Origin of the sequence: Saccharibacter sp. 17.LH.SD (assembly GCF_009834805.1) — a bacterium.
Lineage (GTDB): Bacteria > Pseudomonadota > Alphaproteobacteria > Acetobacterales > Acetobacteraceae > Saccharibacter.
In genome coordinates this window covers 382437-396106 of record NZ_WVHO01000009.1, presented here as the reverse complement: position 1 = coordinate 396106, position 13670 = coordinate 382437, and the positions used below count along the sequence as shown (strand labels likewise).

The window sequence follows — 13670 nt, the reverse complement described above, 5'->3', positions numbered from 1 at the left end:
TCTTCTCATAACAATCAATATACATAAAACAAGGGCACAAGCCGTAATCCCCTGTTGCACGAAACGCATCTCTGACGCATTCATCAAAATATGAGTACACAGAGCAAAATGAGCCATTTACCTCCCTTACGACTCCATAACAGCCACACGCGTTCTTTGGAGGTCGTTACCCCTATTACTCCCGATAATTTTCGGGTCTATTTTTGTGGCCCTACGGTATATGACCGGGTTCACTTAGGAAATCTGCGCTCTATGCTCTGTGCCGATATCCTTATTCGTTTTCTCCGTGCTCGCTATCCGCGCGTTACCTACGTACGCAATATCACGGATATTGACGATAAAATTATCATCCGAGCACATGAAAATCAGGAACCCATCGAGGCTCTTACACACCGCACGATTGAAGACTTCCATGAAGATCTAGCAGCACTCAATATCCTTCCACCCGATATTGAGCCACGTGCGACGCAGCATATTGAAGCCATGCTCCACATGATTGAACAATTAATCAATCGTGGACATGCCTATGTAGCTGAAGGGAATGTCCTTTTCGATGTTCGCTCTTTCCCCAGCTATGGAGCTTTATCTGGACGGTCTCTCGATAGCTTGCGCGCAGGAACACGCATAGATGTCGCCTCCTATAAGCGTGATCCAGGTGATTTTGTTTTGTGGAAGCCCTCCCCACCTGGAGAACCTGGCTGGGAGAGCCCTTATGGTCGTGGTCGGCCTGGTTGGCATATTGAATGCTCGGCGATGTCTCAACACTATTTAGGCGATAGCTTTGATATTCATGGTGGCGGAAGTGATCTCCTCTTCCCACACCATGAAAACGAGCGTGCTCAGTCTCTCTGCTGTGCTCCCAAAAATGAGTTTGCTCGCCATTGGCTCCATGTTGGTATGTTGCTATCCAATAGTGAGAAAATGTCCAAATCTTTGGGGAATTTCCATACAATCCGCGATGCTCTCGATCACGCACCGGCAGAGGCTTTGCGTCTGCTGTATCTAAGCTCCCACTATAGATCAATGTTGGACTTCACGTGGGAAAAGCTCGATGAAGCACGTCGCATTATGGATCGCTTCTATAGAGCACTTGAGAAAACACCGCCCCATAAAAATACCCCACCACCTGGGGCGATCATACATGCCTTGAGTGATGATCTGAATACGCCGTTAGCTCTGACCGAACTTCATCAATTTGCTGACGCTGCAATGACTGGCCAGCAAGACGCCGCAGACCATCTCTACGCAGCAGGACAACTTTTAGGCCTCTTCGCCTCAACACCAGGGGAATGGTTCCAAGGAGATACGGCTTCTTTAGACACCTCTAAAATCGAACAGAAAATTGAAGAACGTCTTGCCGCACGCAAAGCAAAAGACTTTGCAAAAGCCGATGCCATTCGTGATCAGCTCGCCGAGCAAGGTATTCTTCTCGAAGATGGCCCCAACGGCACAACATGGCGAAAGGCTTAAATTCTTATGACTGGACGTGATGGTGGGGCCAACTTAGCGCCTCTTAGCCCTTTTGATCCTGTGGTCATTTTGGTTCGCCCACAGCTTGCTGAAAATATTGGAACTACCGCACGCGCTATGGCGAATGGTGGCTTGTTTCATCTTCGCCTTGTCGCCCCGCGTGATGGTTGGCCACAAGAAAGAGCTTGGAATACCTCTTCAGGAGCAGACCGCATCCTAGAGGCTGCAACAGTTCATGAAACAGTTGATGACGCCATCTCCGATCTACATCGTGTTTTTGCGACATGTCCGCGCCCACGTCATGTTATCAAACCCGTCATGACAGCCCGTGGAGCGGCCGCTGAAATGCGGACCATCAGTGCACAACACCTCAAAACAGGGATCTTATTCGGCCCGGAGCGGGCAGGGCTTGATAATGAAGATATGGCCCGAGCCGATACGCTCGTTCGTTATCCGCTTAATCCTGATTTCATGTCACTCAATCTCGCCCAAGCCGTTTTGGTCATGGCCTATGAGTGGTACCTCACAGAAAATATGGTACCTGAGCACTCTCTCATGACTAATGAAACACATATCGCGACCAAGGGAGAGCTTGAGAATTTCATATCCCATCTTTTGCGCGATCTTCAAGAATGTGGTTTCCTGAGGAATGAACAAAAAGCCCCCGGTATGGTTCGAAACTTGCGCCATCTCTTTACTCGCGGACAAGTCACAGAGCAGGAACTACGGACTTTACATGGTGTTGTGCGTGAGCTTTCACATGGGCGCCATACACAACAATCGTCATGATAGAAGCTAGATTATGAAACAACATTTCTCTTTATCTCGGTATAAGAAAAATGTGAGGCAATCTTTCTCACGTCACAAAAATGATAAAATATTGCTCGCTGGTGAAAATACATTTCACCATATGCAAACAGTCGGCTTACAAAACCATATATTCAGCGACTTTTACCACCAACTCTTAACAATGAAATGGCCGCGTTTCTTTTTGCTTGTGGCGGGATTCTATCTTTTTATAAATTTCATCTTTGGCATAATTTATATGGTCATCCCCAATAGTGTGACGAATGTTGCGCCTTATGATTTTTGGGATGATTTTTTCTTTAGTGTACAAACCCTCTCAACGGTCGGTTATGGCGGTGCTGCCCCAGTAGGTAAACTTGCTAACACCGTCGTCACTGTTGAAACCTTCGCCAGCATGATCTTTACATCCCTGGTAACCGGTTTGATTTTTTCTCGCTTCTCACGACCACATGCTCGTGTGCTCTTCAGTAAAGTCGCCACCATCTCCGGCAATAGTGAGCTACCATTTTTAAACATCCGTATCGGAAATCTACGTAAAACAGCTCTTATCGATCTTAATGTAGAAGCGATTATGATACATAGCCCTATTGATGAGAACGGCGAACCTTCCCTTCACATTGACCGTATTCAACTCCAAAATAATCACCTGCCCTTGCTTCCAGTTAGCTGGGTGATCTCCCATACAATCACATCTGATAGCCCTCTGAGCGGTCTAACGACTGAGGATCTTGCCCTTCAGAAAGCACAGCTCATCATTACGCTTTCTGCAACGGACCAAGTATCCGCCCAGGGCGTTTTCGCGATGCATACCTATCATCACGATAGCCTCATTCGTGATGCTACATTTCGTAATATTATACAGCCACGTCCAGATGGCAGCATGGTCGCAGATTTTGGCCTCTTCCATGCTACCGACTCTACGCTCAAAGAGCCCCTCAACTAAGACTTACGCGCTTCCTCTAAACGTTGCATAACACGCGCACGCCCCATGAGTGGCAATAGGACAGCCAGCTCCGGGCCAGCATCCTCACCCGTCAAAGCAAGACGCAACGGCATGAAAAGTTTCTTACCTTTTCGGCCTGTTTCTGTCTTTAAAGCCGCAATCCAGTTTTTCCACGTCGTCTCATCCCATGGATCTTCTGGCAAACACTGTTGCGCTTGAGAGAGAAACTCACGCTCTTCTGGCTGTGTTGGCGGGACAACATGCCCGTTAATAACATCCCACCAGTGCGAAACCTCGGACATTAGGTCAATATTACCACGAACGGCCAACCAAAACGCCTCTGTCGCCCCCTGCGGCAAGCGCTCCTTAACGTCTTGATAAGACAAAGTATGCAACAAACGCCGATTTAAAGCCAAAAGCTGTGTTGGATCAAAACGCGCAGCGGATTTCGAAACATGCGAAATATCGTAAGACGCGATAATCTCATCCATCTGTGCTGGCTGTGGGTCATCCGACGTCCCTAACCGAGCAAGATAGCCGACCAAAGCACGAGGCTCGATCCCGTCATGACGCAATGTTGAAAGGGCTAGCCCCCCTAAGCGCTTCGACAATTTCCCACCATCTTCGCCCAACAGCAAAGGGAGGTGAGCAAAAGTGAAATGCCCTGGTTTTGCTCCTAACGCCTCCGCAATATCGAGCTGAACGCCCGTATTCGTGACGTGATCTTCTCCGCGCATGATATGAGTGACCCCCATATCAATATCATCAATGATCGACGCTAAGGTATAGAGAACACTACCATCTGCACGCACTAATACAGGATCAGAGATTGCTGTGAGCTTGACCGTGCAATCCCCCATTACCAAGTCACGCCATTGGCGCTGTGAATCACTCAATTTGAAGCGCCAATAAGGGACCTTACCATTCGCTTCAGCCCGAGCGCGCTGCTCATCGGTCATTTTCAACATGGCACGATCATAAATTGGCGGTTTACCCGCACGCAGCCGCTGCTCACGTTTATATTTGAGTTCTAATTCACTCTCAAAACACGGATAAAGACGCCCAGTCGCCTTAAGATGTTCAATTACCTCCGCATAACGCTCTAACCGCTCAGTCTGACGCGCTTCTTCGTCCCACAACAAACCAAGCCATGTTAAATCACGGCGAATACCATCCTCATATTCCTTCTTTCCTCGTTGCGTATCTGTATCGTCAATACGCAGAAGGAAGGTGCCATTACTACGCCGAGCAAACAGAAAATTCGCTACGGCCAAACGGGCATTCCCCACATGAAGGGAGCCAGTTGGAGAGGGGGCAAAACGTAATTTCATACTAACTGGTATTCTCACTCTTAGGTAATGGTCTCTTTAGAAAACGACATTGCTATATCCATCAATAACAGCAACCGTTCCCCTCTTCTCTAATGGCGAATAACCTCTGATTGTGACGCATCATCCTCGTCATCATCAGGAGGGCCAATAATTTCATCTTCATCCACCAAGCGCCGGGGATCGATGCTGCGCCAATCTCTTTCCATCGGCGTCGCAGGAGTGGACACAAACTCATCCAATTCCGTATTAACCTTCCACCCCTCATCGCCAGCATCTGGTATCTCAGCACTTTCTCCGAAAGAAAACCAACTTTCGAGCACCTCACGATCCGTAGCCCCTGGGACACGACAACGCTCAATACTGTCACGCACATAGGCACGCGCAAAAGCATTCGCATGCAACAAATCAATAAAGCCGCTAACTTCTTCTACCATCCCATCATCCGTTGCGCCGGATTGATCAATGATTCGAACCGTCCAACCTTTTTCGGGAATATTTTTCTCTGTATCACTCATGAATGACCGTCTTTTCTGAAATTTTTGAGCAAGAATTCGCGGCCTATTTTAACACGCGGCTCACCATCATAGGCAACAATATCAGCCGTCGCATATGTCTCAGACCATGAATCTGGCAAAAATGATCCAGTCCCCACCACATCAACCGGTGCATCTGCATCATAAATCGCCGTACATTTTGCTACGTTAAAACCGGAAGAAACAACAATTTTAACTTTGGGGAAATCAGCTTCATCCAGGGCCTCCCGCATCCGCCAAATAGCCGCAGCTGAAACACCTGTTCCAACGAGATAACGCAACTCCTTTTCCGAACGATAACGACGAATGGCCCCTGGCGCATAACGCTCTAACACATCGTAGGAACTTTGCGGATCAAGCCCTTCTAAGAAACGCCCACCATGCGTATCCAAACGCACACTGACCTCACCCGTAGCCGCCCTCTCTTTGAAATAACGGCAGACTTCCACGGCATCACTCACTTCCCGACCAAAATAATCCACCAACACAGACAAAGGTTGATCAGGATATAACTCAGCGTACATTTGCGCCGCGCGTAACGTCGAGCCTGCGTAACCAACCAACGCGTGCGGCATCGTGCCTAGCCCGTGTTCAAGACCAAAAAAGCCCGCTGTGGCATCGTTCGCATTACCGATAAAACCGGTTGCGCCTTCCTTCTGTGCTGCACGTGAGCCAACAGAAGCCGCGTAAGCCATCTGTTCCTGCATTTCTTCACCGGCAGAATGCCGCGCGTCCATTGCCAGGAAAGGAACTTTTGGGAGGGCCAATGCCATTTGATAGGCATTATGCGCCGCCACACACACAGCCCCTAGCTTCTGTAGAAACAACGTCTCTAACGGTGCTAAATCAGCAAAAGAACCCGTGAGATAAAAAAGGGGCTCACCGGCACCAACCCATGTCCCCTCGGGATAGACTTCACGACAATCAATCTCAAAGCCCTGCTTCTTTGCGACATTACGTAACCATCGTAGTGCCAACCCACATGCGGCAATTACAGGACGACGAATAAAAACAGCATACGTAACCTGGCTATCACCGAAATGGCGCACAATGTCGCGTGTTCGGACAAAATACGCATCTGTCCGCGCAAGAATTGTCGCTTCATCGAGTGGATCTTGCGAGGCATGTGAGTGCTCAAGAGCCTGTTGTGGTGTTGTCATAACACGTCTTTCCCTAGAGTACAGTCGCCTCTCTCATTTCACCAACGGTGTTTTAATTAAAGCGTCCGCCAGTTTAAAGGCAATCTCCATTGATTGCTCTCCATTTAGCCGAGGATCACAAAATGTCTCATATCGCTCGGGCAAGTTATCGTCTGTCAGACATTGTGAGCCGCCTGTGCACTCCGTCACATCACGCCCTGTCATCTCCAGATGAATACCCCCAGCTGGTAGACCCGCTTTTCTAAACACCTCAAAAAAGCCTATAATCTCATCAAACACATCATCAAATGCACGTGTTTTGAGCTTATTGGAGGCTGTCGTCGTATTGCCATGCATCGGATCACACAGCCACGTTACACAACGTCCAGATTTGTGAACCGCATCCAAAAGTGGAGGAAGAAGTTCGCGCACCTTTTTGGAACCCATACGCGATATCAATGTGATGCGCCCAGCCTCATCCTGCGGATTAAGAATTTCGAGCAAACTGAGCAATTCATCAATACGTGTCGTCGGACCAACCTTAATGCCGATTGGATTACGAACACCACGCAAAAACTCAACATGGGCTCCCTCAGGCTGACGTGTCCTATCGCCAATCCAAATGAAATGTGCTGAGTGATCGTAATACTCACCCGTTGTGCTATCAATGCGTGTTAACGCTTCCTCATAAGGCAATAAAAGTGCCTCATGAGAGGTATAAAATTCTGTCTCTCTAAGCTGAGCTGAATCAGCCCGCACGCCGCATGCCTGCATAAAGGTCAGGCTGTCACCGATTTGATCTTCGAGCTCACGATAACGAGGAATCTTCCGCAACCGCTCTACGAAATCCACGTTCCAACGATGAATCGCATGCAGGTTAGCCTCCTCACCACGCGCCATAGCACGCAATAGATTTAAAACCCCTGCAGCCTGAAAATATCCTATTTCCATACGTTTTGGATCAGGCTCACGCGCTTCAGCGGTAAACTCGTATCCATTGATAACGTCACCGCGATAACAGGGGAGTTCTACACCATCACGCTTTTCTGTCGGTGATGAACGCGGCTTAGCATATTGCCCAGCCATACGCCCAATTTTGACGACAGGAACTTTCGTCGCAAATGCCAACAAAGCAGACATTTGTAACAAAACGCGAAACGTGTCCTGCACAACATCTCCCGTGAAATCACGGAAGCTTTCAGCACAGGCTCCTCCCTGTAGAACAAAAGCCTCTCCCCGTGATGCGGCCGCAAGACGCGCCTTTAAACGCTCTGCCTCGCTAGCAAACACCAAAGGTGGATATCGATGAAGACGCGCCTCTACAGCCTCTAACGCCGCCTGATCCGCATAGGTTGGAGCTTGACGAATTGGCCGCGAACGCCAAGTGGATGGTGACCATGGGGTCTGGGAAATAGCCTGCGATCCAACCGAGGGATGCATCTTCAGTCTCCAGAAAGAGTTAGGAAAACAAGGGTTCTTCGTATCACTACAGAAGAATAAGAGCTATCCCCACTATGCGCGAAACAAGATGGAAATGGTAGGCTTCTTCCCAAAATTAATCCCGTCATCATCCAACAATTTTTCAGAAGGACTTGAACATAACAAGTAGTAGGCCGATGATAAGGAGCAGTGAGATCACTCTTTGGTCAGGAAAAGTACAATAATGCCTTCGACCTCATTTGTTTTTCGTTTTAAAAGCGTTGCGTTAATGGGAGCTGCATGCGCCCTACTCGGCACAACAATGCCGGCTGTTGCGCAAAGCGTCCGTTTTGGCCAAGCTTACCAGGGCGACACGAATGATAACCCAGCTCCACAATATAAGGCGAAACGCCGCGATGGGGAGCACTTCCATGCACAAGGTCATCGTTCTCCGCCTCCCGGCTATCAAGACGCACCATCTCCTGATTTCCAAAACGGGCCGGACCCTGACCACCAGGCGATGGTGAAGTCTCATCGTGACTCCGTTACGGGCAGCAACCTAGGTGCTTTCGGTACAGCCTATCAAGACAGCAACCCTGTACGAACAGGCCAACTTGGTGATGCAACAGGAAATGGTTGGGTCAGCCCTCGCGGTAATGGATGGTAAGATCGGTCACCTTAAACTCCCCCTGTTCGATAGCAACAGCAACATAGGACAGTTTTATGCCTTTCGTTTATACCTCTGACGGCACTGCACTCCATGTTCGCGATATGGGACGGGGGCGACCGGTTATCCTTATTCATGGTTGGCCACTCAATGGGGATATGTGGTCCTTCCAAATCCCTGCGTTACTCGACGCTGGATACCGCGTCATTACGTATGACCGCCGTGGTTTTGGTTTATCAGATCATGCTGCAACAGGGTATGATTACGATACACTGTCTGATGACCTCGACGCCATCGTTAAAGAGCTTAACTTACGAGACGCTACATTAATTGGTTTTTCCATGGGCGGGGGCGAAGTCGCACGCTACATTGCCCGCCATGGCCATGACCGTATCAAGCAGGCTGGATTTATTGGTGCGGTTCCTCCATTCCTTCTCAAAACGAAGGATAATCCTGACGGCATCGACAGCGAAATTTTTGAAGAAATCAAAACACAAATTCGGATCGATCGATTTGCTTTTCTTAGAAGTTTTGCTCCGACCTTTTATGGTCAGAAAGAAGCTGGCGACGATGTCAGTAACGGTGTTCTCGATTGGACATTCCTCATGGCAAGCCAAGCCAGCCCCGTAGCGACATTGGCGTGTGTTGATGCCTGGAGCAAGACAGATTTTCGTCCTGATTTAGCATCTCTAAAAATTCCAAGTATCGTCGTCCATGGCGCTGCTGATGAAACCGTCCCTGTCACTGTATCTGGCCGCCTAACAGCGCAGGCACTCTCTAAGTCAACCTACAAAGAATATGACGGCGCCGGTCACGGCCTGTTCGTGACATTTGCCCACCGCCTTAACCAAGACCTTCTGTCTTTCCTGAAAGGATAAGCGGCTCATTAAGAAATGCCTGACCTATTGGCAATTCGAAACGCATAATACGCAACGCACCCATTGCCAATGCCAGGTCTCGACGAACAGCCAAATCTTTTGTCTTTAAGAATAACTGCCCCAAGGAATCTTGTTCAGCACGAAATTCCATGGATGCCTCTGGGCTGAAATGATGTTCCCCAGCACCTGGGCGCGTCAATGCTTCAATGAGTTCCTCTCCCTCACTGACAGCTTCTCTTGGTAAGCGCCCATCTTGGGTCAATTTTCTCAACATCAAAAGATTACGCCCGACGGTCACAACAGAAAGAGTGCCGTGAATCATACGATCTACCTGCTCTTTCGGTAACTGACCTGCAAAGCGAAAAGCCTGTTCCATACGTTGTGTCGTATCATCAACCCAGTCATATTGGCGCATGCTTTCCTTTCGCTCGCCAATATGCCGCAAGCCTGCAAGTAATTGACGCCTTAAAAGGTCCCAAGCATGTCGTAATGAAAACGGCAGCACGATTTGGAAGACTAGTACGCCACTCCATAAGGCTAACAAAAGCGCCAGGCACACATTGAACCATTCAAGTTCGCTTACGCGTCCCTGATTATCCAACCCCAAGACCCATGGAAGAAAGTTAACATAAGACGCTGCCATCACCGCCGTGGGCGGATAGCGCAAGGCGACCCCTCCCAAGAACATCAACGTACCAAGAACTAAGGATAACACCGTATAACTGGATGTTATGGGCATAACGACAAAAACAGGAACAATCCCTGCAATCACAGCCCAAACGGCACCATAAAAGAAATGACGACTAATAAGAACTGAGTTATCAAAAGTCGAGAAGCGTGCACAGACCAATGCAATAAAGATAACGTATAATGTTCCATGCGGCCATGCGGTGATCTCCCAAATAAAGGCACCAAACAAAATAGCCGCCATTGTACGAATGGCATTAAGAAACGCCATTTTTATATCTGCACGTCGGTGCAAACGATGATGCTCTGGCATACCAATACGCTGCACACCTGCTAAATGTGACGATAAGACAGCGCACATATCCTCTAAAAGCACCTCGACCCCCGTTAAAACAATCCCTTCCTGGATCGCCGTCTGGTCGTTACGAGGCAAATAAACAGCCATTTTTTGTCGGCAAAATTTAAGAAGCTCCTCCCCTTTTTCAAGAGCTTGCGCAGCGGCCTTTGCTTCAACCGATAATAAAGAAGCTAACTCCGTTATCCCATCAGCAAAATGAGTCAAATCTTCCCGCAATGCTGACGCCAATACCCCGACCGACGCCATACGTGACCGTAATCCCAACCCACGAGACAAGACAACGGCAACCCCGCCCAGTGTCACATAAGCCCGATTAACGTCACGTCCCTCGTCATGCATATCGATACGGATAAATTCTAGCTGGTCATTAAATGACTGCAGGGACCCAAGCTGCGTACAAAGCCGATCAACCGCCTCTGGCTCACCCCGCATAATAGCCCCCAGGGCCAAAGCCGACGAGCTCATCGTATGAGAAAGCTTTTTTTGGAGGTCTTCTCGTGCCTTCCGGGCTGCTCCCGGAACGAAAATCATCCCAGCAACCATCTCACACACAACCCCAAGCAAAATATACGTGCCACGTGCGACGGCAATATAAAAAATATTATCGGGCTGCTCTGCCGCACTAATAGCGATAATAGCCCCCGTATAGCCGGCTAGAACTAAAGCATAGCCACGGAAATTTTGTGTCATAGATGCAAGCCCAGCACATAAACCGAGCCACAACGCTAATGCAGGGAAAAACAACCATGTTGATTGCGGAAACGCCGCAATTAATACAATCGCGGCAACCATCCCCGCTAAGGTCCCAACGACACGCCAGCGCCCTTTAGAAAGGCTCATACCGCGCGAATTTTGTGCAACAATCCAGACTGTCATGGCCGCCCATTGCGGCTCTCCAAGCTCCATCCAGAAAGCAATTGCCAAAGCAACCAGTGAAGCAATAGTCGTACGCAGGGAAAAGAATGCGGCACGCGTAAAAGAGGGTGTGAAAGTTAGCTTACTCACTCCATCCCCCCTTTTCCCGTTATTCACACCTTCCTTCAAATTTCCTAGTTTTTAGAAAGAGGGCCGCTCATCCCACGCCTAACATGGCGTGTTGGTGTACGCATTGTCACAAATTCTTCTGCCGAAGTCGGATGAAGGGAAATCGTTCGATCAATCTGTTTTTTTGTCAATCGAGCACTTACAGCAATCGCAAGCATTTGAATAATTTCTGGAGCATCCGGCCCAACCATATGAGCCCCGAGCACGACATCGCTCTTCTGATCAATCACGAGTTTCATGAAAATTTTACCTGAGCGCTTAGGTAAAACCTGACGCATCGCTGTAAAACGGGTCGTGTAGACTGTTATATCATGCTCTCTCGCTGCTTCCTCCTCAGTCATGCCCACAGTCGCAACCGGAGACGCAAAGAAAACAGCTTTAGGGGTTGTTTCAAAAGACCATTCTCGCCCTTGTGGAGCGTATAAACGCTCAGCAAGCAAATGCCCTTCTGCAATGGCTGTCGGCGTCAGATTATACTGATCCGTAATATCACCAATCGCATAGATCGACGCGACATTGGTGGCTGACTGTGCATCCACGACGACTCGACCTTTCTCGGTCCTTACCCCTGCCGCATCAAGGCCTAACTTATCAACAGAAGGTCGCCGTCCTGTCGCCATAAGAACAGCATCAACCTCCAATGTCTGACCATTATCAAGCGTCAGGCAGAGCCCGTCTGCATTCTTCTCAATCTTAGTAGGAGAACACCCCGCGTGACGGGTGATATCATAAAGGTCAATCCCCTCACTCAGATGCTCACGCACTTCATGATCAAAACCACGTAAGGGAAGAGACTGACGATAAACCAGATCAACCTTTGATCCTAAACCAGAAAAAATACCGGCAAATTCAACGCCAATATAACCGCTCCCAATAACGGCAATTCTTTCTGGGCGTTGGGCAAGATGGAAAACCTCATCTGAGGTTATGGCAAACTCTGCCCCAGGAATATCTAACTTTACGGGAACGGACCCTGTCGCAAGAACAATCTTTTTAGCTTTAACGCGCTGGACAGGAGCATCCGGGGCCAAAGTTGAGGGGCCAATCTCAATCGTCTCCGCATCACAGAGACGTGCATCCCCCGTAAAAAGCGTCACCCCTGCCTTCTCAAGCATGGAAACATAAATACCATTGAGACGTGTAATCTCCTGGTCTTTTGCTTCCATAAAACGCGCCCAATGATGAGGAGAGCGTGTCACATCCCACCCATAACCAGGCGCATCATCAATCAAGCGACCTGTATCAGCCGCATAAACCATAAGTTTTTTAGGAACACAGCCAAGATTGACACAGGTTCCACCCCAATGGCGCCGCTCTGCGACCGCAACACGCGCACCATGCTGGGCAGCAATCCGTGCACAACGCACGCCTCCAGAACCTGCTCCAATGATGAATAGATCAAATTCCTGCATCATTCCTGGCCTTCCCTAGTAGTGATTAACGCTCTGCAAAGGCTTTCTCAACGACATAAGAGCCCTGACGGCTCATATTACCTTCCTGGAAACCACGTTCTTCCAAAAGCTTCTGCGTGTCTGCCAACATTTCAGGCGATCCACAGATCATCACCCGGTCATGTTCTGGGTCCAGCTCATCAATGTTCAAATCTTTAAAGATACGCCCACTATTGATGAGAGCGGTAATCCGCTCACGTACTGGGAATTCCTCACGTGTCACAGCTGGGTAATACTTTAATTTCGCTTTGATATCCTCTCCCAAGAACTCATGTTCCGGCAGAATCTTCTCAATCAAATCTTTATAAGCCAACTCGCCACGCTCACGCACCGTATGCGTCAAAATGACATTCTGATAGCGATCATAAGCATCAGGATCCTTAATCAGGCTCATAAACGGTGCCAATCCTGTCCCGGTTGACAAGAAATACAAGTTCCGACCAGGTTTTAAATTATCCAGCAGCAATGTTCCTACCGGTTTGCGGCCGATTAAAACCGTGTCTCCAACTTTCACATGGCGCAAGCGCGATGTGAGAGGCCCGTCCTCTACGGCAATGGAGAGAAACTCCATCTGATCTTCATAATTAGCTGATGCCAGAGAATAAGCACGCAGAAGAGGCTTCCCTTCTACTTCGATCCCGATCATCGCGAACTGCCCGTTTGAGAAACGCAATCCAGGATCACGAGTCGTTGTGAAACTAAACAAACGATTGGTCCAATGATGAACCTGTTTCACCTCAGCCGGATATAAATGGCCATATTCTTTGCTCGGCTTCTCAAGACGATATTGCCCTGCATGCCCCTCGTAAGGGACCAAGCCAGTAAGCGGATGATCGATTGTTGGAGTGGGAGCGGAAATTTCCGGGTAAGGCGTGGTCATGTCTGTCTCATGTCTCCAATGTGTAAAGAACAGATAAGAACGTCATCAACAACAAGATGCAAT

Annotated in this window: 12 protein-coding genes; 5 read left to right on the top strand and 7 right to left on the bottom strand. The window is 48.8% G+C overall.

Features of this window, described 5'->3' with window-relative positions:
* The first annotated feature begins 90 nt into the window (after positions 1-90).
* Genes cysS through GS501_RS03180 form a run of 3 tightly spaced genes read left to right on the top strand, consistent with a single transcriptional unit; the run spans position 91 to position 3220 of the window.
* Positions 91-1470, top strand: a complete 1380-nt coding sequence (gene cysS, locus GS501_RS03190) for a cysteine--tRNA ligase (RefSeq protein WP_370517921.1) — start codon at positions 91-93, stop codon at positions 1468-1470.
* Positions 1471-1476: 6 nt separating this feature from the next.
* Entirely contained in the window at positions 1477-2259 is a 783-nt protein-coding gene (locus GS501_RS03185) for an RNA methyltransferase (RefSeq protein ID WP_160830406.1), read from the top strand.
* Positions 2260-2272: 13 nt separating this feature from the next.
* On the top strand, positions 2273-3220 hold the full coding sequence (locus GS501_RS03180) for an ion channel (protein ID WP_370517920.1): 948 nt from the start codon (positions 2273-2275) through the stop codon (positions 3218-3220).
* Here GS501_RS03180 and gltX read toward each other — a convergent pair.
* The 4 genes from gltX to GS501_RS03160 form a co-directional block, all read right to left on the bottom strand.
* Positions 3217-4551 (bottom strand): glutamate--tRNA ligase, encoded by a 1335-nt coding sequence (gene gltX / locus GS501_RS03175; protein WP_160830404.1) that lies wholly within the window; start codon positions 4549-4551, stop codon positions 3217-3219. The genes GS501_RS03180 and gltX overlap by 4 nt on opposite strands.
* Positions 4552-4640: 89 nt before the next feature.
* Entirely contained in the window at positions 4641-5066 is a 426-nt protein-coding gene (locus tag GS501_RS03170) for a hypothetical protein (protein ID WP_160830403.1), read from the bottom strand.
* On the bottom strand, positions 5063-6244 hold the full coding sequence (locus tag GS501_RS03165; protein ID WP_160830402.1) for a nicotinate phosphoribosyltransferase: 1182 nt from the start codon (positions 6242-6244) through the stop codon (positions 5063-5065). Before GS501_RS03165 ends, GS501_RS03170 begins: the two co-directional genes overlap by 4 nt.
* Before the next feature lie 33 nt (positions 6245-6277).
* Positions 6278-7663: a class II 3-deoxy-7-phosphoheptulonate synthase gene (locus tag GS501_RS03160; RefSeq protein ID WP_160830401.1), complete on the bottom strand. Its 1386-nt coding sequence runs from the start codon at positions 7661-7663 to the stop codon at positions 6278-6280.
* A gap of 223 nt (positions 7664-7886) precedes the next feature.
* On the opposite strand from GS501_RS03160, the gene GS501_RS03155 reads away from it, so the two are divergent.
* Both GS501_RS03155 and GS501_RS03150 read left to right on the top strand, forming a co-directional pair.
* Positions 7887-8309 (top strand): hypothetical protein, encoded by a 423-nt coding sequence (locus GS501_RS03155; protein WP_160830400.1) that lies wholly within the window; start codon positions 7887-7889, stop codon positions 8307-8309.
* Between the two features lie 56 nt (positions 8310-8365).
* The gene (locus GS501_RS03150) at positions 8366-9187 is read left to right on the top strand and encodes an alpha/beta fold hydrolase (RefSeq protein ID WP_160830399.1); all 822 of its coding nucleotides are present in this window, start codon (positions 8366-8368) and stop codon (positions 9185-9187) included.
* Here the strand turns inward: GS501_RS03150 and GS501_RS03145 are convergent.
* Genes GS501_RS03145 through GS501_RS03135 form a run of 3 tightly spaced genes read right to left on the bottom strand, consistent with a single transcriptional unit; the run spans position 9153 to position 13607 of the window.
* Complete coding sequence (locus GS501_RS03145) at positions 9153-11237, bottom strand: FUSC family protein (protein ID WP_160830398.1); 2085 nt, start codon at positions 11235-11237, stop codon at positions 9153-9155. The two genes, GS501_RS03150 and GS501_RS03145, sit on opposite strands and share 35 nt — an antisense overlap.
* 44 nt (positions 11238-11281) lie before the next feature.
* Positions 11282-12691, bottom strand: a complete 1410-nt coding sequence (gene gorA / locus GS501_RS03140; protein ID WP_202405278.1) for a glutathione-disulfide reductase — start codon at positions 12689-12691, stop codon at positions 11282-11284.
* A gap of 22 nt (positions 12692-12713) precedes the next feature.
* Entirely contained in the window at positions 12714-13607 is an 894-nt protein-coding gene (locus GS501_RS03135; protein WP_160830397.1) for a ferredoxin--NADP reductase, read from the bottom strand.
* Positions 13608-13670 lie beyond the last annotated feature (63 nt).